The organism is Xanthomonas floridensis (genome assembly GCF_001642575.1).
GTDB classification, from domain to species: domain Bacteria; phylum Pseudomonadota; class Gammaproteobacteria; order Xanthomonadales; family Xanthomonadaceae; genus Xanthomonas; species Xanthomonas floridensis.
Genome location: NZ_LXNG01000019.1, coordinates 20194 through 39929, shown reverse-complemented (window position 1 = coordinate 39929; position 19736 = coordinate 20194). Strand labels below are relative to the sequence as shown.

General features: G+C 67.0%; 17 protein-coding genes and 2 other RNA genes. 7 read left to right on the top strand and 12 right to left on the bottom strand.

What is annotated here, in order from left to right:
• Positions 1–2: 2 nt before the first annotated feature.
• Both A7D17_RS12095 and A7D17_RS12090 read right to left on the bottom strand, forming a co-directional pair.
• Positions 3–78, bottom strand: a non-coding RNA gene (locus A7D17_RS12095) — sX9 sRNA.
• A gap of 60 nt (positions 79–138) precedes the next feature.
• Complete coding sequence (locus A7D17_RS12090) at positions 139–774, bottom strand: DUF938 domain-containing protein (protein ID WP_064509306.1); 636 nt, start codon at positions 772–774, stop codon at positions 139–141.
• 184 nt (positions 775–958) lie between these two features.
• Here A7D17_RS12090 and A7D17_RS24080 point away from each other — a divergent pair, with 184 nt between their 5' ends.
• Positions 959–1315 carry a hypothetical protein gene (locus A7D17_RS24080; protein WP_153041937.1) on the top strand — a complete coding sequence of 119 codons (357 nt, stop codon included), beginning with the start codon at positions 959–961 and terminating at the stop codon, positions 1313–1315.
• Between the two features lie 82 nt (positions 1316–1397).
• Here the strand turns inward: A7D17_RS24080 and A7D17_RS12085 are convergent, their stop codons facing one another.
• Entirely contained in the window at positions 1398–2192 is a 795-nt protein-coding gene (locus A7D17_RS12085; protein WP_064509305.1) for an EcsC family protein, read from the bottom strand.
• A 170-nt stretch (positions 2193–2362) separates the two neighbouring features.
• On the opposite strand from A7D17_RS12085, the gene A7D17_RS12080 reads away from it, so the two are divergent.
• Positions 2363–2821, top strand: a complete 459-nt coding sequence (locus A7D17_RS12080; protein WP_064509360.1) for an SRPBCC family protein — start codon at positions 2363–2365, stop codon at positions 2819–2821.
• Between the two features lie 22 nt (positions 2822–2843).
• Here A7D17_RS12080 and A7D17_RS12075 read toward each other — a convergent pair.
• From A7D17_RS12075 to A7D17_RS12040, 8 genes are all read right to left on the bottom strand, one after another.
• Positions 2844–2911, bottom strand: a non-coding RNA gene (locus A7D17_RS12075) — sX9 sRNA.
• A 61-nt stretch (positions 2912–2972) separates the two neighbouring features.
• On the bottom strand, positions 2973–4463 hold the full coding sequence (proP, locus tag A7D17_RS12070) for a glycine betaine/L-proline transporter ProP (protein ID WP_064509304.1): 1491 nt from the start codon (positions 4461–4463) through the stop codon (positions 2973–2975).
• Between the two features lie 701 nt (positions 4464–5164).
• Entirely contained in the window at positions 5165–5494 is a 330-nt protein-coding gene (locus A7D17_RS12065; RefSeq protein WP_064509303.1) for a thioredoxin family protein, read from the bottom strand.
• 320 nt (positions 5495–5814) lie between these two features.
• The gene (locus A7D17_RS12060) at positions 5815–6213 is read right to left on the bottom strand and encodes a host attachment family protein (RefSeq protein ID WP_064509302.1); all 399 of its coding nucleotides are present in this window, start codon (positions 6211–6213) and stop codon (positions 5815–5817) included.
• Between the two features lie 251 nt (positions 6214–6464).
• Positions 6465–7505 carry an AI-2E family transporter gene (locus A7D17_RS12055; protein WP_064509301.1) on the bottom strand — a complete coding sequence of 347 codons (1041 nt, stop codon included), beginning with the start codon at positions 7503–7505 and terminating at the stop codon, positions 6465–6467.
• A gap of 116 nt (positions 7506–7621) precedes the next feature.
• Positions 7622–11344 (bottom strand): M48 family metallopeptidase, encoded by a 3723-nt coding sequence (locus tag A7D17_RS12050; RefSeq protein WP_064509359.1) that lies wholly within the window; start codon positions 11342–11344, stop codon positions 7622–7624.
• A 367-nt stretch (positions 11345–11711) separates the two neighbouring features.
• A complete protein-coding gene (locus A7D17_RS12045) occupies positions 11712–12149 on the bottom strand; it encodes an NUDIX domain-containing protein (protein ID WP_064509300.1) in 438 nt (145 codons plus the stop codon).
• Between the two features lie 215 nt (positions 12150–12364).
• On the bottom strand, positions 12365–13633 hold the full coding sequence (locus A7D17_RS12040) for an MFS transporter (RefSeq protein WP_425479593.1): 1269 nt from the start codon (positions 13631–13633) through the stop codon (positions 12365–12367).
• 157 nt (positions 13634–13790) lie between these two features.
• Here A7D17_RS12040 and A7D17_RS12035 point away from each other — a divergent pair, with 157 nt between their 5' ends.
• From A7D17_RS12035 to A7D17_RS12020, 4 genes are all read left to right on the top strand, one after another.
• Entirely contained in the window at positions 13791–14405 is a 615-nt protein-coding gene (locus A7D17_RS12035; RefSeq protein ID WP_064509298.1) for a TetR/AcrR family transcriptional regulator, read from the top strand.
• Between the two features lie 314 nt (positions 14406–14719).
• On the top strand, positions 14720–15376 hold the full coding sequence (locus A7D17_RS12030) for an SDR family oxidoreductase (protein ID WP_064509297.1): 657 nt from the start codon (positions 14720–14722) through the stop codon (positions 15374–15376).
• A 99-nt stretch (positions 15377–15475) separates the two neighbouring features.
• Positions 15476–16540 (top strand): M4 family metallopeptidase, encoded by a 1065-nt coding sequence (locus tag A7D17_RS12025; protein ID WP_064509296.1) that lies wholly within the window; start codon positions 15476–15478, stop codon positions 16538–16540.
• Positions 16537–16848 carry a protealysin inhibitor emfourin gene (locus A7D17_RS12020; protein ID WP_064509295.1) on the top strand — a complete coding sequence of 104 codons (312 nt, stop codon included), beginning with the start codon at positions 16537–16539 and terminating at the stop codon, positions 16846–16848. Before A7D17_RS12025 ends, A7D17_RS12020 begins: the two co-directional genes overlap by 4 nt.
• 921 nt (positions 16849–17769) lie before the next feature.
• Here the strand turns inward: A7D17_RS12020 and A7D17_RS12015 are convergent.
• A complete protein-coding gene (locus A7D17_RS12015; RefSeq protein WP_064509294.1) occupies positions 17770–18210 on the bottom strand; it encodes an SRPBCC family protein in 441 nt (146 codons plus the stop codon).
• Positions 18211–18539: 329 nt separating this feature from the next.
• Here A7D17_RS12015 and A7D17_RS12010 point away from each other — a divergent pair, with 329 nt between their 5' ends.
• Positions 18540–19712 (top strand): HDOD domain-containing protein, encoded by a 1173-nt coding sequence (locus A7D17_RS12010; protein ID WP_064509293.1) that lies wholly within the window; start codon positions 18540–18542, stop codon positions 19710–19712.
• The last annotated feature ends 24 nt before the right edge of the window (positions 19713–19736 follow it).

Sequence of the window (19736 nt, the reverse complement as noted above, 5' to 3'; positions counted from 1 at the left end):
GTGGCTAACAAAACGTAGCGAGCAGTCGTCAGGCGGGTGTGAACGGCGCGGAGGAACCGGAGTGTACGGGTGGTACATGCCGATTCCGAGCACCGGCCGCGCCCGCCTGGCGGCTGCGCAGTAGTTTTGTTAGCTGCTCTAACTCCGACGCCATACCCGGCAGCGGTTGTTGGCTGGCATTTCCACGTCTTCCAGCAGCTGCAAGCCCACCTGCGCGGCCAGCGCGTCCACGTCGGCCGCATCGCGAATCCCCGATGCCGCATCGCGCGCGCGCAACATCGCATCGAAGTCGCGATTGCTGTCGCTGGTGAACCGGCCATCGCGGTTGAAGGGCCCATAGATCGCCAGCACCGCCTGCGGCGCCATCACCGCAGGCAGGCCGGCGAACAAGGCCTGTACCTGCGGCCAGCCCATGATGTGCAAGGTATTGGCGCTGTAGATCGCATCGAAACCCCGCTGGCCATCGGGCAGCACGGGCAAGCTCGGCAATGGTGCCAGCCCAGGCGTGGGCGTCAGCACGGCCTGCATGGCGACCGGCGCCGGTGTGTTGGGCAGCGCCGCCTCGTCCAGCCACTGCTGCATGCCGGGCAGATGATCGGCGTGGTCGCTGGCCTGCCACTGCAGCCACGGCATCGCGGCAGCGAAGTGTACGGCGTGCTGGCCGGTGCCCGCGCCGATTTCCAGCACGTGGTGGCGATCGGCGAAGTGCCGCTGCAGCACCGCAAGGATTGGATCGCGGTTGCGTGCGGAGGCGGGTGAGAAGGGCTTGGTCATCGTACTGGAATGCTTTTTGAGTTCCCGATTATGCCTGGTGACGCGCCATGCGAGGTCAAGTGACCAGATTGCCGATCAGGACGTCTCTGGTAATAAGCAGATGAAAGATGGATCTACATCCCATCTCTTGATGTGCCAACGATGCACTATCTCGCCGGGGGGACTTACTCACGAGGACATGTGCATGAACAAGGCCGTTGCTTTTTGCACCACAAGTATCTTGTTGGCGGCTGCCAGCCTGACCTACGCGCCGAGCGCTAACGCACAGGCATCAACCGTGCTGCTTGATTGCACAGGCAGTGATTATTGCTGGGCAGGGGTAGATAGTCCCGGGTCTCCGCAGCCATTCAAATATGCATGGAGTTTCAGTAACACGGCCGGTGCCATTTTCCCTAGAAACTGCACAAATAGTTCCGACTGTTCTTTCTATTGTCTGCGGGGCGATACCTTCATCAACGCCACGGTGATGGTGAGTGACGCCAATAACCAGTTCATTGGATCGGCCACCGCACGCGCGCTGTGTACGGCGCAACCGATTTGACGGAGGCCTGACGACAGCTTGCATACGTTAGGGATCGGGCCGATCAGTCAAGGTACGGCTGATCGACCCGATGCGTTACCTCTCAGCGCGGCGATGGCAGCGCCTCATACGCACGCCGCACCGCGTCGGTGCCGAACTGTCGCTCCAGCCGGCGCACGATGAAGTGGCCGCGTGCCATCGCCTGGAAGTGGCGAATGAAGACCGTGTTGAGCGTGGCACCGCTCACTGCGCCCACCAGCGGCACCGCCTGCACGGCGAGCTTCTCGCCCACGTTGACCGAGAACTTGGCGGCGATGCGTGAGACCAACGAGACCAGCGCCGGTGCGCCCTTGCTGGCAAAGCCGTGCGCGGCGACATGACGGGCGGCCGCACTGAGCTGTTGTGCCATGGCCGTGCGCACCGCGAAGTAGCCCGATTCGGCGCCATCGTCGACCGCGCTGCGGCCGCCGTGCGCCAGCACTTCCAGGCAGGCCAGCGCGGTGTCCGGGTCCTGCAGCGATTCGCCTTCGGCACGGGCGATATCGGCGATCGAGCGCAGCATCACCGTGGTGGTCAGCGGCAGCTCCACCATCAACCCGGGCAGGCCGAAAAAGCCGCCTGCGCCGCCGGCCACCGCCACCGCCAGGGTGTGGCGGGCGGTGGATGCCGGCTGTGGCGCGTCGGTCTTGCCGCGCAGGCTCAGCAGCGCCGATTTCATCGCCACCTGCAAGGCGCGGCGGGTGGCGGCATCGATGCTGCGGGTCACCAGCTTGGGCAGCCGCTTGCTGATCAGGCTCTCGATCGGCGCGCCCAGCGCATTGGCCAGTTGGGCCGCCACACCGGGGTTTTCCAGTAACGCATGGGCGGTAGTCAGGTCGCGCTGCGCGGCAGCGTCCATCACCGGTATCGGAAGCGTCGTCATGCCTGCTCTGCTCATCGAAGGACCGTGCCGATGGTACCCAGCGCCATGTGAGCGTTGGACGAGCGCCGTACCCGCACACCGTGCAAGGCTGCAATTGGCGGGCAAAATGCGCCATCATCGGCATCTACGCAGCCAATGCCCTCGACATGAAACACGAGATCCGCCATAGCGTGGTGATTGCCGCCGCACCGGAGGTGGTCTCCGCCGCACTGTCCGAGCCGGCGCAACTGGCACGTTGGTGGACGCGCGAGGTGAGTCAGGTCGACGGCCGCGTCTGCCTGGACTGGAGCGGCCACGGCTGGCGCGTGGAGCTGCGCATCGATGCCGGCGCCGACCATCGGCTGGTGTGCTGGCGCTGCGAGCGCTCCAACATGCTCGACACCAGCGCCTGGGAGGGCACGGTGATGCGCTTCGATCTGGTCTCCACCGGCGAAGGCACGCGCGTGGACTTCGTGCAGTCCGGCTACCGCGAGTCGCCGTGCCTGGAGCTCTGCCGCCAGGGCTGGCAGTTCTTCCTGGGCAGCAGCCTCAAGCGCCACGTCGAAACCGGGCAGGGCATGCCGTATCCGGACATGCCCGATACCCGTGATCCGGCGCTGCGCTGAGCGCCAGCGCCAGGCCAACAGCGGCTACCACAACGTAGCGAGCGGGTCGTCAGGTCGGCGCCCAGGAACCGGAGTGGGCGCGTGGTCCATGCCACACCAAGCGCCGACCGCGCCCGCCTGGTGGTGAGCGCCGTCGGTGGGCCAGCCGCTCTCAAGCGGTACGCGGCTGGCCCACCGACGGCGGGTTGGCCAGCGGCAGCTGCGCATCCACCGTGACCGGGCTATCGGTCTGCAACAACGCACGCGCTTCCGCATCGCTGGCCACCGCCGGCGGCGAGCCGCGCAGCGGCAGGCCGGCGGTTTCGCGCACGAACAGCATCGTCACCAGCCCGATCGCCGCCGCGCCCATCAGGTAATACGCCGGCACCAACGGGTCGCCGGTGCGCTCCACCAGCCAGGCGGTCACCAGCGGCGTGGTGCCGCCGAACAACGACACCGACACATTGAAGGCGATCGACAGGGCGCTGTAGCGCACCGGCGTATAGAACAGCGCCGGCAACGTGGACGGCATCGAACTGGTAAAGCACACCAGCGCCAGGCCCAGCAGCATCAAGCCAAGGAAGATCAGCGCATCCGAGCCGCTGCCGATCAGCAACAGGCACGGAATCGCCAGCACAAACAGCGCAATGCAGGCACCGATGATCATTGGGCGGCGGCCCAGCCTGTCGCTGAACAGGCCGCCGACGATGTTGAGCGGCATCATCACCAGCATCACCAGGATGATCAGCAGCAAGCCCTTGCTCTCGGCATAGCCCATGGTGACGCTGAGGTAGCTGGGCATGTAGGTCAGCAGCATGTAGTCGGTAACGTTGAACACCAGCACCAGGCCCACGCACTTGAGCAGCTGGGGCCAGTGCAGGCGCAGCAGCGTCATCAGGCCCTGGCCGGCGGTTTCACGTTCGCGCTGCTCCGACTGCTCGGTGTAGGCGCGAAATGCCGGGGTTTCTTCCAGCTTCATGCGCATGTACAGGCCCAGCAGGCCAAGCGGGCCGGCGATCAGGAACGGCACCCGCCAGCCCCAGTCCAGCATCTGCGCCGGAGTCACGCTCATGTGCAACGCGGTCACCGTGGCGGCGCCGGCGATGTAGCCGCCCAGCGTACCGAATTCCAGCCAGCTGCCCATCAGGCCGCGATTGCGGTCGGTGGCGTATTCGGCGATGAAGGTGGCCGCGCCGCCGTATTCGCCGCCGGTGGAAAAGCCTTGCAACAAGCGCGCGAGCAACAGCAAGGCCGGTGCCCACAGGCCGATGCGTTCGTAGGAGGGAATCAGGCCGATACTGAAGGTGCCCAAGGCCATCAGGATCATCGTGGCCGCCAACACCTTCTGACGCCCGTAGCGGTCGCCCAGCGGGCCGAACACCATGCCGCCGATGGGCCGCACCAGGAACGCCACGGTGAAGGTGGCGAAGGTGGCGATCAGCTGCGCGGTGGGGTTGCTGGCCGGAAAGAACACCTGGCCCAGCGTCACCGCCAGATAGCCGTACACGCCGAAATCGAACCACTCCATCGCATTGCCCAGCGCTGCCGCGCCAACGGCCTTGCGCAGCATGCCGCGGTCCACCACGGTGACCTCGTCCAGTTGCAGCTGGCGACGCCGTTTGAACCAGCCAAAGTGCGATCGAATCGCGCGCGTGTCGTGCATGTGCAATCTCCAGAAACGGCCACCGCTACCTGCTCGTCCTGGCAACGCACAGGACACGGCACATCACACGCACGGCATCAGCACATGCATTGCAACAGCCGGAGGCATTCCCGGACGGCCGCGTCAACTCAGCGGCGCTGCGGGACAGATGACCAAAGGGATGGGCGTAGACCCAAGGGCTTGATCAGCGCGCCATGTTACACCAGCGTGCCGATCGCTGCAGGCACGACCGCGCAAAGTGCTCAATTTGCAGGGATTTCGGTAGTGGAGAGTGCGCTCACCTCTGCGTGGAGCGGCTGGCAGACCGTAGCGAGCAGTCGTCAGATGAATGTAGACGATGCGCTCACAGCCACAGTATGGCCGTGGTGCTGTCGATGCCGAGTGTCGCGCAAACTGCCCAATTTCCGGGGATTACGGCGGTCGGCGGGGGTGGGTCTCACGGTCGCATAGGGCGCCGGACGCAACATAGCGAGCAGTCGGCAGATCAACGTGGACGACACGTTCAGCGCCGCACTGTATGCGGAGTGCTGTCGCGCCAAACACCGACTCCATCCGCCTCGCGGCATTGCAGTTGGCTGTCAGCTGCAATGCGTCGCGTTTGACCGGGTGCACCGCGGACTGCACGCCAAACGAGACGTCAAGGTTAGTTACCCACGCCGAGACCATTACCCGTGTTGGGCAGGCTTACGCGCAATGCGATGTCACTGCGCATCCAGCGCCGAGAGCAGGTCCTGTAGATCCTCGCGCGTCTGTGGGCGCACGGCACGCGCTACTTCTTCTCCATCGCGCACCAGGATCACGGTTGGCCACAGCTTGACGTGAAAAGACCGTCCCAACGGCCGCCCTTTTCCGTCTTCGATCTTGCGGTAATCCACTGCGTCGTAACCGCCCAGCAATTTCTGCAGCAGCGGCTGCGCGGCAATGCAGTGCCCGCACCAATCGGTGCCAAATTCCAGGACCTGCAAGCCGGATTGCGCGTCGACGGCGCTGCGCTCCGGTGCCTGCGTGGCGTACTCGCGAACAAACCCCATCGGCGCTGTCTCCGTGACTGAGCGTGATTGATGCAGACAGCCTGCCACCTTTGCGTGCCTGGCATGCGCTCAGACACTGATCCTCAACACCTTCGAAGCGCAGTTCAACGGCGGCTGGCATTCGTAAGGCATCTGACACTTTTTTTCTTGGTTCAATACGCCACGCATCTCTGCATACCGACGCCCACTTCGCGCGAGCCGCGGTCATCAGGCAGGCGCGGTAAGCAGCGGAGCAACAGAAAGTGATCCAACGTTGCCCCGTCCAAGCTTCAACCGCGCCCGCCTTACATGCAACCTAGCAACCTAAAAGACCGTTGCCCTTAGGACAACGCGCGCTGGATATCTTCCAACGGCAGGTTGGTCAGGTCCTTGGCCAGGTCGCCGACCAAGCGCTGCTGGGTTTCCTTGTGCAGCAACGGGCGCACACGGCCCAGAGTGGTCGGGTCGGCGACCAGTACCAGATGTGCGTATTCCTGCTTCAGGGCACCATCGTTCAGGGCCTGCGACAGTTGCTTGGCAAAGGTCATCTCGTCCAGGTCTGTCTCGGTGAGATCGCGCGGCGCCTTGCCTGCCGGGCCTTCGTCGTCGACGTTTTGCACGTCGGTACGCGCGTGCTGGCGCAGGACCAGCTTGGCTTCGTTGCCGGTGTTGGTAAACCAGCGCGCTTCGCCGCCGTCGGCGACCACTACCAAGGCACCCTGAGGGATTTGCAGACTCATCCGATGTTCTCCTGATCTCTGTCGGCACGGCACGTGCTGCACCGCGTCGACTTCCAAGCTAGGCGAGAAGATGTAAGCGTTGCGCCTAGCCGGCGTCAGCGTGGCGTTAGCGCGTGGTGGCTCAAGGCAGGCAAAGGCGGCCCCAGATGCAGGCAAAAAACGTGATTGCGCGCGATGCTTTCCGGCTTTCGGGCGCTGCAATGCTTGCGGGCCGATCCGCGGCGCGTACGCTGCACCCGCGCGCGCAGCCACTACGGCTGTTTTTGCCCCGGGATCGAGGTGGGCGTGCCCAGCGCCTCCTGCACGTACAGGCGTTTGATCAGCACAAATCCCACCACCGTCAGCGGCGCAGCCAACAGTACGCCGGCCGGGCCGAGCAGGATGCCGATGCCGAACAGCGAGAACAGCATCAGTACCGGCGGCAGGTCCACGGTGCGTTGCTGGATCAGCGGGATCAGCACATTGCCTTCGATCTGTTGCACCACCACGAACAGGGCCGCCGTGGCCAACGCCATCTGCGGACTCACGGTGAAGCCCAGCAGGATCGCGGGAATCGCTGCCACGATCGGGCCGACGATCGGCACGAAGTCCAGCAACCCGGCGATGATGCCGAGTGCCAGCGCCCCGGGGATCCCCAATGCCCACAGGCCCAGGCCGGTGAGCACGCCCACCACCGCCATGGCCAGCAGCTGGCCGCGCAACCACAGCCGCAGGGCGGTGCCGCTGGCCTGCAAGGCGTCGTCGGTGGTTGCCCGCACATGCGCCGGCAGCAACAGCAGCACCCCGCGCCGGTACAGCTGCGGCTGCGCGGCCAGATACACCGCGCCGGCCAGCACCAGGAACAGGTTGGCCACGCTACCGGTGAGACCCAGCGCAAACGCACCGGCGCGTGGCGCCAGGTTGGACACGCGTGCCGGCGCCTGCCGGGTCAACTCCTCCAGCGTCGGTCCCAGCGGCCCGGCCGCGATCCAGTCGTGCAGCCGCGTCCATGCCTGCGGCAAGGTGCGCTGCAACGCGCCCACTTCCGAGGCCAGTTGCGAGCCGAACAGCCATAACAATGCGGTGAATCCCAGTGCGAGCACGATGACCACCACCGCCAGCGCCCACCCGTCGGACAGGCGTGTATGGCGTGTCACCCAACTGGTCAGCGCACGCAGCAGGACCGCTACCACGATCGCGCCGAACACCATCAGCAGCAGGTCCGAGAGGGTCCACAGCAGCCATGCGCAGCCCACCAGGGCCAGCACCACGATCACACGGACGACAAAGGCACGAAGCTCGGAAGAGGGCATGTGCGGCTCACACCAAAAACGGCCGACAGCCTAGCGAGGACGACGAGAAGGCCATGTGCCCGCGCCTGCGCAGGGCCGGCCGTGAGGCCGGCGCCGCTGGTCCGACAGCACGCGCCTCAGCCCAGATACGGCCGTTCGCTACTGAACAGCAACTGCTTGGCGCCCTCGCGCCATGCCTGCGGGCAACGCTCGCCCAGCCATACCGCTGCCATCGCATACGCCAGCCCACGCCCGACCAGGCTGACGCCGGTCAGGGCCGCATCGGCGCGCTGCTGGTCGGCACCGGCCTGCACGGCAGTGAAGAAACGCATGATGCCGGCGGCGTCCTCGCCGGTGGCGCGCACGGTGGCGTCGCGCAACGGCTCCACCGGCCAGCCCTGGCGGGCCGCCAGCGCCCAGGCAGTGGGCGCAGTGAACATGTCCAGCCCGGCCTTGGCATCGAGCGCGCGCGCCTGTTGCAGCAGCGCCGCGCTGGCGCCCTGCGAGGCGGCCGCCAGCCGCACGATGCGTGCCTGGACGTCCGGGTTGGGTGCCGCCTCGGTGACTGCAGCATCCAGCTGCCCGCCGGCCAGCGCGTGGTAGCTCTGGTACGGCGTGCCTTCGGTGCCCTTGCCGGTTTCCAGCGCCAACGCAGATGCCAGCGACGGCGAGCGTTGCGCCAGCGCCGAAAGATCGGGTGCCTGGCCACGGTAGCGCTGTAGACGCGCCAGCATCGACACCACCTCGTCAGCCATCGCCGGAGACTGTGCGGCCTGCTCGTACAGCGCCTGTGCCTCAGGCAAGTTGTGCTGTTCGGCGTGCACGGTCGCCGCGGCGCGCTGCAACCAGGGATCCTTCGGCCAGCGCTGCTGGGCGCTGAGAAACGCCTGGTCGCGCGCGGCCGTATTGGGTGTGCAGCGGATGGCCGCGTACTGCAGGCCGGAGACAGCCGGATGCGCGGCGGCCAGCGCGGTCTGCTGCGCACACACCTGCGCGCGCTGCTCGGGCGCGGCGACGTCCTGCTGCGCACGCAGTGCCACCACATCCTGCGGATTGCGCTGCAGCCGCTCGGCCACGATGGCCGGCAGCGCCTGCGGCGCGGCGCTGTGCAACTGCTGCATCCATTGCTCCAGATAGACCGATTGCGCGTCATCCCAGCGTGCATGCGCCTGCATCAGCGCCAGGTCCTGCGCCGGAGTGAGTTCGCCCAGCAGCTGGTATGGCGGCCGCTCGGCGACGGCGGTGAGCACCTCGCGGTACTGGCTGCCCTTGTCGCTGACCTGCGCGGGCGGCTCTTCGAAGACCGCATCGGCGGTGGTGCGCTCCCAGCGCGCGTTGGCCAGCCGGCGCGTGCGGTCCTCGGCGGCCGAGCCGTAGCTGGCGCGCCAGTTCACCAGCAGCGCCGCACCGGCCACGTTGTAGGCAAACTGGCCGCCATGCCCGCCGCTGGGCGCATCGAAGCGTTCGATCACGGCGCCATCGAGCGTGCGCGTGCTGATGTGGTGGCTGGCCTGTTCGGGCAGCTGGAACACATGGCGCCCGTTGGCCGGCAGCGAGGCGGTCTGATCGTCGATGCTGACCGTCACCGTCTGCTGCAGGCCGTTGTAGGCCACCACTTCGGCCAGACCGACGCTGCCGCCGGCCCACAGCACGCCGGCCACGATCGAGGCTGCGACCGCCACGCGCGCGACGGACGGAAACAGCCCGTCTGCCGCCAGAAACCGCTGCCACAGGTTCTGCTTGAGATTGCGCTGCCGCACATCGCCCGGCAGGCGTACCGGGTAATCGCCGGGCGCCACGGCCGGGGTGTCGGTGGTGGGCGTGTGCTCGCCACTGCGCAGGCGTTGCGCCACCGCATCTTCGGCCTGCAGCAGCTGCTCCAGGCTGGCATCGCGAAGCGCCTCCAGGGCCTCCATGGTGACCTGCACCCAGCCCTTGGCGACCTTCATCCAGGAATCGATGTTGTGCTCGTCGGCCTCGGCCAGACGGAACTCCGGCAGGCACTGCTCCCAGCACTCCTGGCCCAGGGCTGCCGACAGCGGTGCATTCAAACGCAGCCTGGGCGCCTGTTCGTACACGTGGCGCAGGGCGCGTTGCACCTGGTTGCAGGCCGCCACCAGCTGGCGCAGTTCCTTGGCAGACACGCGGCCATCGGCAATCACCGCGTGGAAGGTCTGCAGCTGCAGCAGATACGCATCGTCCAGGTCGGCGATGGTGTGGTCGGTGTAGTGCAACACCGCCAGATAGCCACGCAACAGGGCCGGCCAGTCGCCGCCCAGGCGGTTGGCGGCGGCCAGATGCACGCTGCGGCAGCGGCGGTCGTGGCCGCTGACGCGGGCGCGCAGCACCTGCAATTCGCCATCGAGCTCGGCGATCACCGCCGGCAGCTGCGCACGCGACAGGTTGGTGCCTTTCCAGGTCAACACCCCGCCGGTGGCGCGCAGGCCGCCGTCCATCAGGCCCTGCAAGGTGGCGCGCTGGCGTTCGCGCTCGCGCAGCTGCTCGATGGCCTGGCCATCGGCGGGCAGGTACAGGCCATCGAGCGCCTGCAGCAGATCGCCATCGGGCAACGGGTCGGCGTACAGCTCGGCCAGGGTGCGGGCATTGCGCGTGCAGGAGCGGCCCAGGTACAAGCCCTGGTAGCGGCGCGACAACGGAAGCGCCGCAAATTCGCGCTCCAGTGCTGCCAGCGAGACGGCGGTGTCGACGAAGCCGCTCACCTCGCCGGTCAGCAGCCGGCGCGAGACCTGCTCGCGCAGCGCCTGCGCGTTGCGCAACAGCTCCATCGCCGGGCGCGCATCGATCGGGCAGGCGATGTAGCGGCGCTTGAGATTCTCTTCGCGTGCGGCGCTGGGCGGATGGGTGGCCCACATCTGCGAGGCTTGTGCGATGTCGTTCTGGAACAGGCGATGCGCCTGGGCGGCCTGCGCCGGCACGGTAGGCGTGGCGCCATGGGCGGGGTCGTTCAACACCACGCGCATGTGTTCAATGATGCGCGACTGGATCGCGAACAGGTCCTTGACCGGGCGCTCCTGCGCAAATTCGCGCCCGGCAAAGCGCAATGCGCGCTGCCAGCCGTCGTCGGCCGCTTCCAGCTTGTGCAGCGCATGCACCAGCGCATCGCTGCCGGTGAGCGAGGCGGCCACCAGGTCGGCCTGGTATTCCATCTCGCGCGAGAGCGCACGCTGCGCCAGCACCACGCCGCGGAAGGCGATTTCCACCAGCGAGCGGATCGACCACACGATCAACGACAGCCCCCAGCCGATCCACGCCACGCGCAGGTCGATCCGCGACAGCGTGGCCAGCAGCTTGTCCAGCGCATCGCGCTTGCCGACGATATGCGCGGCGATCTGCTGGGCGATGTAGACCCAGCGGCCGACCGCCATGGTGCGTTGGGCGAAATGGCCGAACTCGTGCGCCAGCACGGCCTTCAATTCGCCCAGGTTGAGCACATTGACCAGGCCCAGGCCGATATCCAGGTTCTTGCGCGACGGCAGCAACAGATTGAGCAGCGACAGGTCGTAGAACACCCCGGCGTTGACCTGCGCCGACAGGTAGACCTTGTGCGGACGCGGCGCGCCGGCCTCGTCGGCCAGCCGATGCAGGAAGGCGAACAACTCCGGTTGCTCGGCGGGGCTGAGCTCCAGCGCGCGCGTATCGCGTTCGGCGCGCTTGTTGAAGATCAGCGCCTTGGTCATGAACACCGCCAGGAACGCCGCGCCGATCGCCACCAGCCAGAGCCATACCGCCTGCTCGCCGCCCGAGCCCTGCACCAGCCCGGACACCAGCCGGTAGGCGGTCCAGCCGAACCAGCCCAGCAGTCCCAGATACACCGCGATGAAACCGCCCAGCCCCAGCATGGCCAGCCACGCATGCCGGCGATACCTGCTGCTGGGCGCGGTCAGCCGTTCCGGCACCACCGCCGGCCCTTGCGGATAGAGCGATTCCATTCTTCGTTCCTTGATGAGTGACCGGGCGCTCAGCCGTCATCGGCGTCCCGGCCGAGTGATTCGACACGTGTGGTTCGACATCCGCAGGCCAGCTCCCCTGGCCGCGGCAGTGCGACGTTAGCCGAGCGGCGCGGCAAAAGCCATGTGCTGCCGCAGGGCGCGATCACCGGCGACCGGTAGCGGCGGCGCACGTCGTGGCGGGTCGGAGTCGGGCGCGCAAGGTACGCCGGGCACCGACCCGATGCGGTGATCACCGCCTGGCGCCACCGCCGGCCTGTCAGCCGGCCGTGCCGCGCTCGGCCTGCAGCTGTTGCACCGCCTGCAACGCCGAGCGGGTCAGCGGCGTGGGCAAGGCGTCCAGTGCGAACCAGCCGATGTCGTGCAAGACGTGCGGCTCGCGCAGCTGCGCCTGTTCGCTGCCTTCGATGCGGGCCAGATACACCGGCGCCACCCAGTGCTGCGGCGGGTCCATGTCCGGTTCGAAATGACTGACCACGCACAGCACCCGTTGCGGATGCACCTGCAGGCCGGTTTCTTCCAGCACTTCGCGTACCACGGTGGCTTCCACCGTTTCCATCCAGTCCACCTTGCCACCGGGCAGGCCCCAATGCCCCTGCTCGGGCGCACGTCCGCGCAACACCAGCAACAGGTGGCCATCGGCCCGTTGGATGAAGGCGCCGCAGCCAACGCGCGCGCGCAGATCGGAAGTAGGCATGAGCTGTCTCGTGAACGGGCTGGCAATTGTCACAGATGTGGCCCTAGGAGCAACTCGGCCACGCGCGGGCTGGCACTGTTCCGGCGTGGATGGCGTCTCTGCCCCCCTGACCTCATCCGGGTGCAGCTCACTGGCGCCATGCCGGGGTGTCGGCACCTGCCTTGAGGCGAACCGCCACCACGTCCTGGCACCGCGCGCTACGGCCCTCGCACGCGCTAATGGCCAGGAACCGCTGCACGCGCGCCGGCCGCAAATCCGTGGGTTCGGGCAGACCACGCAATCGCCCACCCGATGGCCAGCAACACGGCCATGGCGGTCGGGAAGCTCTGCGCTCCCCAATGCTCCAGCAGCACCCCGCCCAACACGCCACCGCCGGCGATGACGCTGTTCCAGGCCACGACATTGAGCGACAGCGCCACATCGGCGCCATCGCCTGCGCTATCGGCAAGGGCGGTTTGCAACAGCGTCGCTGCACCGCCGAAGGTCAGCCCCCAGATCGCGACGCACGCATACACGACCGGCTGCACGCCCTGCAGCAGCGCCAGGACCACCGATACCCCGAAGAACGTCGCCAACGAAACCAGCACGGTGCTGCGCAAATGCTGTTCCACCAGCTTGCCGGCGACACCGATGCCCACCAGTGCTGCCGTGCCGAAGGTGAGCAGCAACACGTCCACACGCTGGCCCAGCCCTGCGCGCGCGGCGAACGGTGCCACGTAGGTGTAGAGGATGTTGTGCGCCAGCATCCAGGCCATCACCGTGGCGAGCACCGGGCGTACGCCGGGCGTGCCAAGCACCTTGCGCAACGGCACCCGCTGCGTTGCCGCCTGGCCGGGATAGTCCGGCACCTTGAGCAACACCCAGGCGATCAGTGCGACCGTCAGTGCCGACATCGCCGCGAACGCGGTGCGCCAACCGATCAGCCCACCCATCCAGGTTCCCAGCGGCACGCCGAGCGACAGCGCGATCGGCGTGCCTACCATCGCAATCGCCATGGCCTTGCCCTGCTGTTCGGGTTGCACCATGCGCCGCGCATACCCGGCAAGCAGGCTCCACGCCAGGCCCGCCGCTGCGCCAGCGAAGAATCGCGCCACCAGGGTCAGACCATAGTGGGTGGACAGGGCGGTGACGGAGTTGAACACCAGGAAGCCGACGATGGTGAGCAACAGGACGCGACGACGACGCCAGTGCTGGGTGGCGATGGTCAACGGGATCGCCGCCAGCAGCGAGCCCACTGCATAGGCGGTCACGGTCTGCCCTGCAAGCGCGGGGCTCACCCCCAAGCCTTCGGAGATCTGCGGCAGCAGGCCGGCCGGCAGCGTTTCGGTCACGATGCAGATGAAGCCGGTCATGGCCAATGCCAGCAGGGCGGCAATGGGTAATGGAGCAGCAGGCGCGGGTACCGGCGAGGCCTTGGAAGCGGTCACAAGATGTCCTTGGTCATGAGCAATTAGGTCTTTACTTTTATGTATCGAACGGTACATATCTGGAGAAAAAAATAACCCGCTGCGCGGGTTTGTCGCCATTTCCTTCTCGCAGTGCCGCGAGATATATACCGATAGATATAAATCTAGGCCGGCAGCATCCGGTTGTCAATGACATATGTATCGAATAGTATCGATCTAGGCGGCGGAGCGCGTTATGGCACAGATGGGTAGACCACGAACCTTCGACCGGGATGTGGCGGTCGAACAGGCACTGCACCTGTTCTGGGAGCAGGGTTACGAGTCGACTTCGCTGAGCCAGCTCAAGGCGGCAATCGGCGGCGGGATCACCGCGCCCAGCTTTTATGCAGCGTTCGGCTCCAAGGAAGCGCTCTATACCGAGTGCATGGAGCGCTATCTGGCGACCTACGCGCAGGTCACCCAGTGCTTGTGGGATACGTCGCTTGCGCCTAGACAGGCGCTGGAGCTTGCGTTGCGGCGCTCGGCCAAGATGCAATGCGAACGCGGACACCCAAAGGGTTGCATGGTTGCCTTGGGGGTCATGAGCGCGCCCTCTCCGGAACTGGCTGCGATCTCGACCCCGCTGACGCGATCGCGCGCGCGGACACGTGCGGGCATCCGCACCTGCGTGGAGCGCGCCATTGCCAGCGGAGAGTTGGTCTCCGGCCTGGATGCAGCCGCCTTGGCCTGCGTCTTCGACAGCTTCCTGCTTGGGCTGTCCACGCTCGCCAGGGATGGCGTGGGCTTCAAGCTCATGGATGCAGCGATCGCACAGGTGCTGCAGCTTTGGGATCACAACAGCGCTGGATAGGCCGTGCCTGGCGCTATCCCGGTGCGGTAGCGCATGCATCGTCCGCCACGCCCTCACTGAGCGGTAACAGCACAGGGCGGGCGGCCCTCAGCGCAGATAGAGGATGTCGTGTCTTCGCAATGGTGCACGCTGCACCCTGCCTCCGGTCGCTGACAGGGTGCTTCGCGCCAGCACGCGTTGCCCGCTCGCTTCATCGAAGAACGCGCTGGCCAGCCCACCACTTGCACGCGCGTGCGCTGACATCGTCTTAGCGTCGCATTGGCGAGGATGATCATCCTCGGCGCTGTGTCGGCGCGCATCGGTTGGAGTTGTGCATGTCTCGTATCCTCGTCATCGGCGGCCACGGCAAAGTGGCGCGGTTGCTCACTCCACTCCTGTTGAACGGCGGTCATCACGTCACCGCGCTGTTCCGCAATCCCGAGCACGAAGGCGATGTGATTGCCGATGGCGCCACGCCGTTGGCGTTCGACATCGAGCACGCCGATACCGATGCCATTGCCGCGCAGCTGGCAGGCCACGATGCGGTGGTGTGGTTGGCCGGTGCCGGCGGCGGCGATGCCGCACGCACCTATGCGGTGGACCGCGACGCGGCGATCCGTTCGATGCAGGCCGCCGAACAGGCGCGCGTGCGCCGCTACGTGATGGTGTCCTATCTCGGCGCCGGGCTGGAGCACGGCATCGGGCCGGACGATCCCTTCTTTGCCTATGCCCAGGCCAAGGCCGCGGCCGACGCGCATCTGCGCGGCACCGCGCTGGACTGGACCGTGCTCGGCCCCGGCCGCCTGACCCTGGATGCGCCCACCGGCCGCATCACCCGCGACCCCGGCAGCGACACCGAAGGCAGCGTCTCGCGCGCCAACGTGGCCCAGGTGATTGCCGCCACGCTGGCGACGCCGGCCAGCATCGGCAAGACCATTGGCTTCATCGATGGTCAGACCCCGATCCAGCAGGCACTCGCGCAGCTGGACTGAACGGCAGGCGGTATCCGGTGCGCAGTGGCGCTGCGGTCTAACGATTTCCTAAAGCCGGCATCGGCATAGTCGCCCGTGCCGCTCTTGTGGAGGTCGCTGATGTCTGCGTTCGTTTCGCCGCGCCGTGCCGGGATCCTGCCGCCCTACCTGCTGGACCATGTTGCCCAGGCAGCACCCGAACATGCCCGTCGCTGCGCGCTGTTGTCGCGCCAGGTCACCGCGCAGTTGCGCCAGCAGCGTGCGCTGGGCCTGCTGGCGCAAGCCGATGACGCGTCAGCGCCAGCCGCACAGGCCGCGCACGCGGTACAGCGCAGGATCTACGACGCCAGGCAAGGCACCACCCTGCCCGGCACGCTGGTGCGCGACGAGGGTGCCGCCGCCACCGACGATGTCGCCGTCACTGAAGCCTATGAATATCTGGGCGCCACCCATGACTTCTACCAGACGGTCTACGGGCGCAATTCCATCGACGATGCCGACATGCCGCTGATCGGTACCGTGCATTACGAACGCGGTTACGACAACGCATTCTGGAATGGCGAGCAGATGGTGTTCGGCGATGGCGACGGCGAGGTCTTCAACCGTTTCACCATTGCGCTGGATGTGATCGGCCACGAACTCACACATGGCGTTACCGAACGCACCGCCAATCTGATCTACCAGGGGCAGTCCGGCGCGTTGAACGAGTCGGTGTCGGACGTGTTCGGCATCTTGATCAAGCAGTACAGCTTGCGCCAGAGCGCGCAGGAAGCGGACTGGATCATCGGCGCGGGCTTGTTGATGCCGGGCATCCAGGGCGCGGGCCTGCGCTCGATGCGCGCACCCGGCACCGCCTACGATGACCCGGCCCTGGGCAAGGACCCGCAACCGGCCACCATGGCCGGGTATGTCGACACGCAGGAAGACGATGGCGGGGTGCACTACAACTCCGGCATTCCCAACCACGCGTTCTATCGCGCGGCGGTGGCGATCGGCGGCGCAGCCTGGGAGAAGGCCGGCCGCATCTGGTATCGCACCCTCACCGGCGGCGCGCTGACCGCCAAGGCAGACTTCGCCACCTTTGCAGCGCTCACCGTCAGCGTGGCCAGCGCCGACTACGGTGCGGACAGCGCCGAGACACGTGCCGTTCAGCAGGCGTGGCGCGACGTGGGTGTGCGCGTATGAGCGCGCAGCGGCCGCCCGTGGAGGCCGGCGTGACCCTGCGCCTGGCCCGCGAGGGCGGTGTGGCCGCGTTCCCGGCCATGCGCCGCGAACGCCAGCTGGTGATGGACGACCTGGACGATGCGCAGCGCCTGCAACTGCGCAGCCTGCTGGACCAGTGCCTGGCGCATGCCTTGCCGCCGCCGCAGGCCGGCGGTGGCGACCGCCGCTACTTCAGCATCGCCTGGGAGGGTGCCAGCGAACCGTTGCGTATCCCCGAAGAACACGCGCCGGCCGAAATCGTACGGCTATGGAAACAGGGCACGCTGTAGCGGCGGATGTACTCGCGCGATATCCGGTTGCCTGGTCGGTCTCTGCGGTTGGCGGCGTGGTTGTTCGGTTGATGCTCCAGCGCGCTACCCGGCGCCTGGTGCCACTGGTGTTTCTGTCACTGGCCGTGCAACGCGAGCGCTGGGCTGTGTCTGATCCGTGCCGAAGTCCCTGCACTACAGTACCCCGTGCCTGTGGCGTCACCAGGCCACACCAACGTTGATCGCCTGGCCTCGCGTGCTGGTCGATGACAGTTGCCCGGCACGATCTGCCTGCGTGCCGAGGCAAGGTCTAGCGTCTATAACAAAGCGGGCGTCATACGTGGCGTCGTGTCCGTCGCACGCGAAGGTTGCCCCACTCGAATGCACCGCGTCGCACTGTCAGGACCTATCGACGGTGAGCGCATTGCCCCGCGTGCCCTGGGTGACTTCAACCTCCTCGCAACAAGCTGCCTGCGTACCGTGGCAGCATTTCCCGGCGCGCATGGCAAAACGGACACCACGCCTGGCGTGATGTCCGTTGAAAGTGGTCCAACTGCGGATGCCTGCACCCTTTAAGCTGCCTAGATGCTCTAGAACTGCACAGCTGGTAACGCATAGTGAGGGCCGGTGCGTTAGCGTGACGTGCAGCGCAGTGGTCAGCTTGACGACACCCCGCTCATTGCTGCGTTGCAGCTTGTCGTGGGTGCGCACTTGCGATCTCGTTTTCCGCACTGCGTCGATACGCCACAGGGCGCGCCGTCGCCAGCAACGGTGCCCACAGCCTCTGGGGAAACACGCCGCATCCAATCACTACGGTGCCGCGCGCAGCAATCGCCTGTTCACTCGCGCCGCCGGCGATGGCACGGCGGCGGCACGGGAACTGAAACTGGTACCTCGACTGCCAGACGTGGTGCGAACCACATTAACCCGGACAAGCCCGGGTCAGGCTTGCGGCTGCGCTTCCAGCAGATGCGCCAGCAAGGTCAGCGAATCCTGCCAACCGAGATAACAGGCGTGCAGCGGAATCTGTTCGGGAATGCCTTCCTGCACCACGTGCAGATCGGTGCCGCATGGCAGCGCCTGCAGCCGCACGGTGGTCAGCATGGTGCCCGGCAGGGACGGGTCGTCGAACACATCGTTGTAGCGCAGCAAGGCGCCAGGCTGCAGCTCCAGGTAAGTGCCGCCGAAGGCATGGCGCTGCCCGCTGGCGAAATGGGTGAAGGCCATGCGGAAGGTACCGCCAACGTGCGCATGCAGGTGCTCGATGCTGCCGGTGAAGCCGGCCGGCGGCAGCCACTTGACCATCGCATCGGCATCCAGGAAAGCGCGGTAGACCAGCTCGGGGCTGGCGCGCAACACACGGTGTAGCGTAACGGTGGACATAGGCACTCGCTCGGCTGGCAGTGGACGTTGCGCATGCTACCGGGCAATGGTGACAGCGCGCATGTGGGGGGGCGACTGGCCCTGCGGGGCGACCGGACGCAACGCTTCTCGCCAGCACCTGCTCGCCTCGCCGCTCGCCTCGCCGCTCGCCTCGCCGCTCGCCTCGCCGCTCGCCTCGCCTGCGCGACGCGGACCCGCGGTATGCCGGGTCGCGCAGGCATGACACCGGCCAAGCGTTCGCGACCTGGCGGCGCGCCTGCGCGCGCGCTCCACATTGCCGCCGCGCCCGCCATCACCGATAGTCGCGGCACTGAGTCAGACAATTACCCATGATCCTCGCCACTGTGTTGCTGCTTGTTGCCGGCCTTCTCGCTGTCGCGATGATCGTCGGCGCCGTCGTCTGGATGCGGATGCGCCAGCGCGCGCAGGACCCTGCCACGCCGGCGGCGACCGGCAGCGCGGCCCCCATCGCCTCGGTACCGGCGCCCGCAACGGAGCCGGTCGTGGTCCAAGCACAACAGGTCGAACCGCAACCACCGTCGTCCCAGCCAGTGGCCGCCCCCCTGCAGGACGCGCCACCGCCGATGCGCCCGTTGCTGCGACGCATGTACGCGGTGGTGATGGACACCCCGTCATTGGCCGATGACAGCCTGCCCACCGACCCGGCACAGCTGGCGGTGCTGGAGGCAGTGGGCGGTGCACTGGCGCATGTCGACCTGCGTCCGCAATTGTTGCCGCGCCGCCCGCACCTGTTGCCGCAGCTGATGCGCGCGGTCAACGACCCGGACGCCTCCGGGCGCGGCATCGCCGCGATCATTGCGCAGGACCCGGCGCTGGCCGCCAACCTGCTGCGCATCGCCAACAGTGCCCTGTATCGCCCGCAAGGCGCTCCGCTGGAAAGCCTGGAACGGGCGGTGGTGCATATCGGCACCGAGGGCGTGCGCCAGATCGTTGCTGCAGCAGTGATGCAGCCGGTGCTGAGCCTGGACGGCGGCCTGTATTCGCGCCTGCCGGCCGCGGTGTGGGACTACGCCCTGCGCACCGCCACGGCGGCGGCGGCCTACATGCGCGAGCGCGGCGGCGACACCTTGTCGGCCCAGCTGGCCGGCCTGCTGCAGGGTCTGGGCGCGGTGGTGATCCTGCGGGTGCTGCGCGATGCCTACGCCGAACGCCCCGGCCTGCCCTACAGCCTGGAGGTAGCCGCCGCGCTGGTCGAACGCCACACCGCCGCAGTGGCCAAGACGATCGCCACCACCTGGGACCTGCCGCCGGTGCTGGGCACCGCGCTGGACGAACAGCGCCCCGAGCACGACACCACTCTGCTGGCCACCACCCTGGGCCGCGCATTGCGTTACGGTCGCCTGGCCGCCGCGCTGGCGATGCTCGCCCGCCATGGTGCCGAGCAGCAAGACCACGCGCTCGGCGTGCTCGCGACGCTGGAACCGGACGACGCGGCCAACGCCGCGTTGTGGCAACGGCTGGTGGCGGCAAGCGTGGAGTGAGTTGCTGTAATGCAATGGCGATTG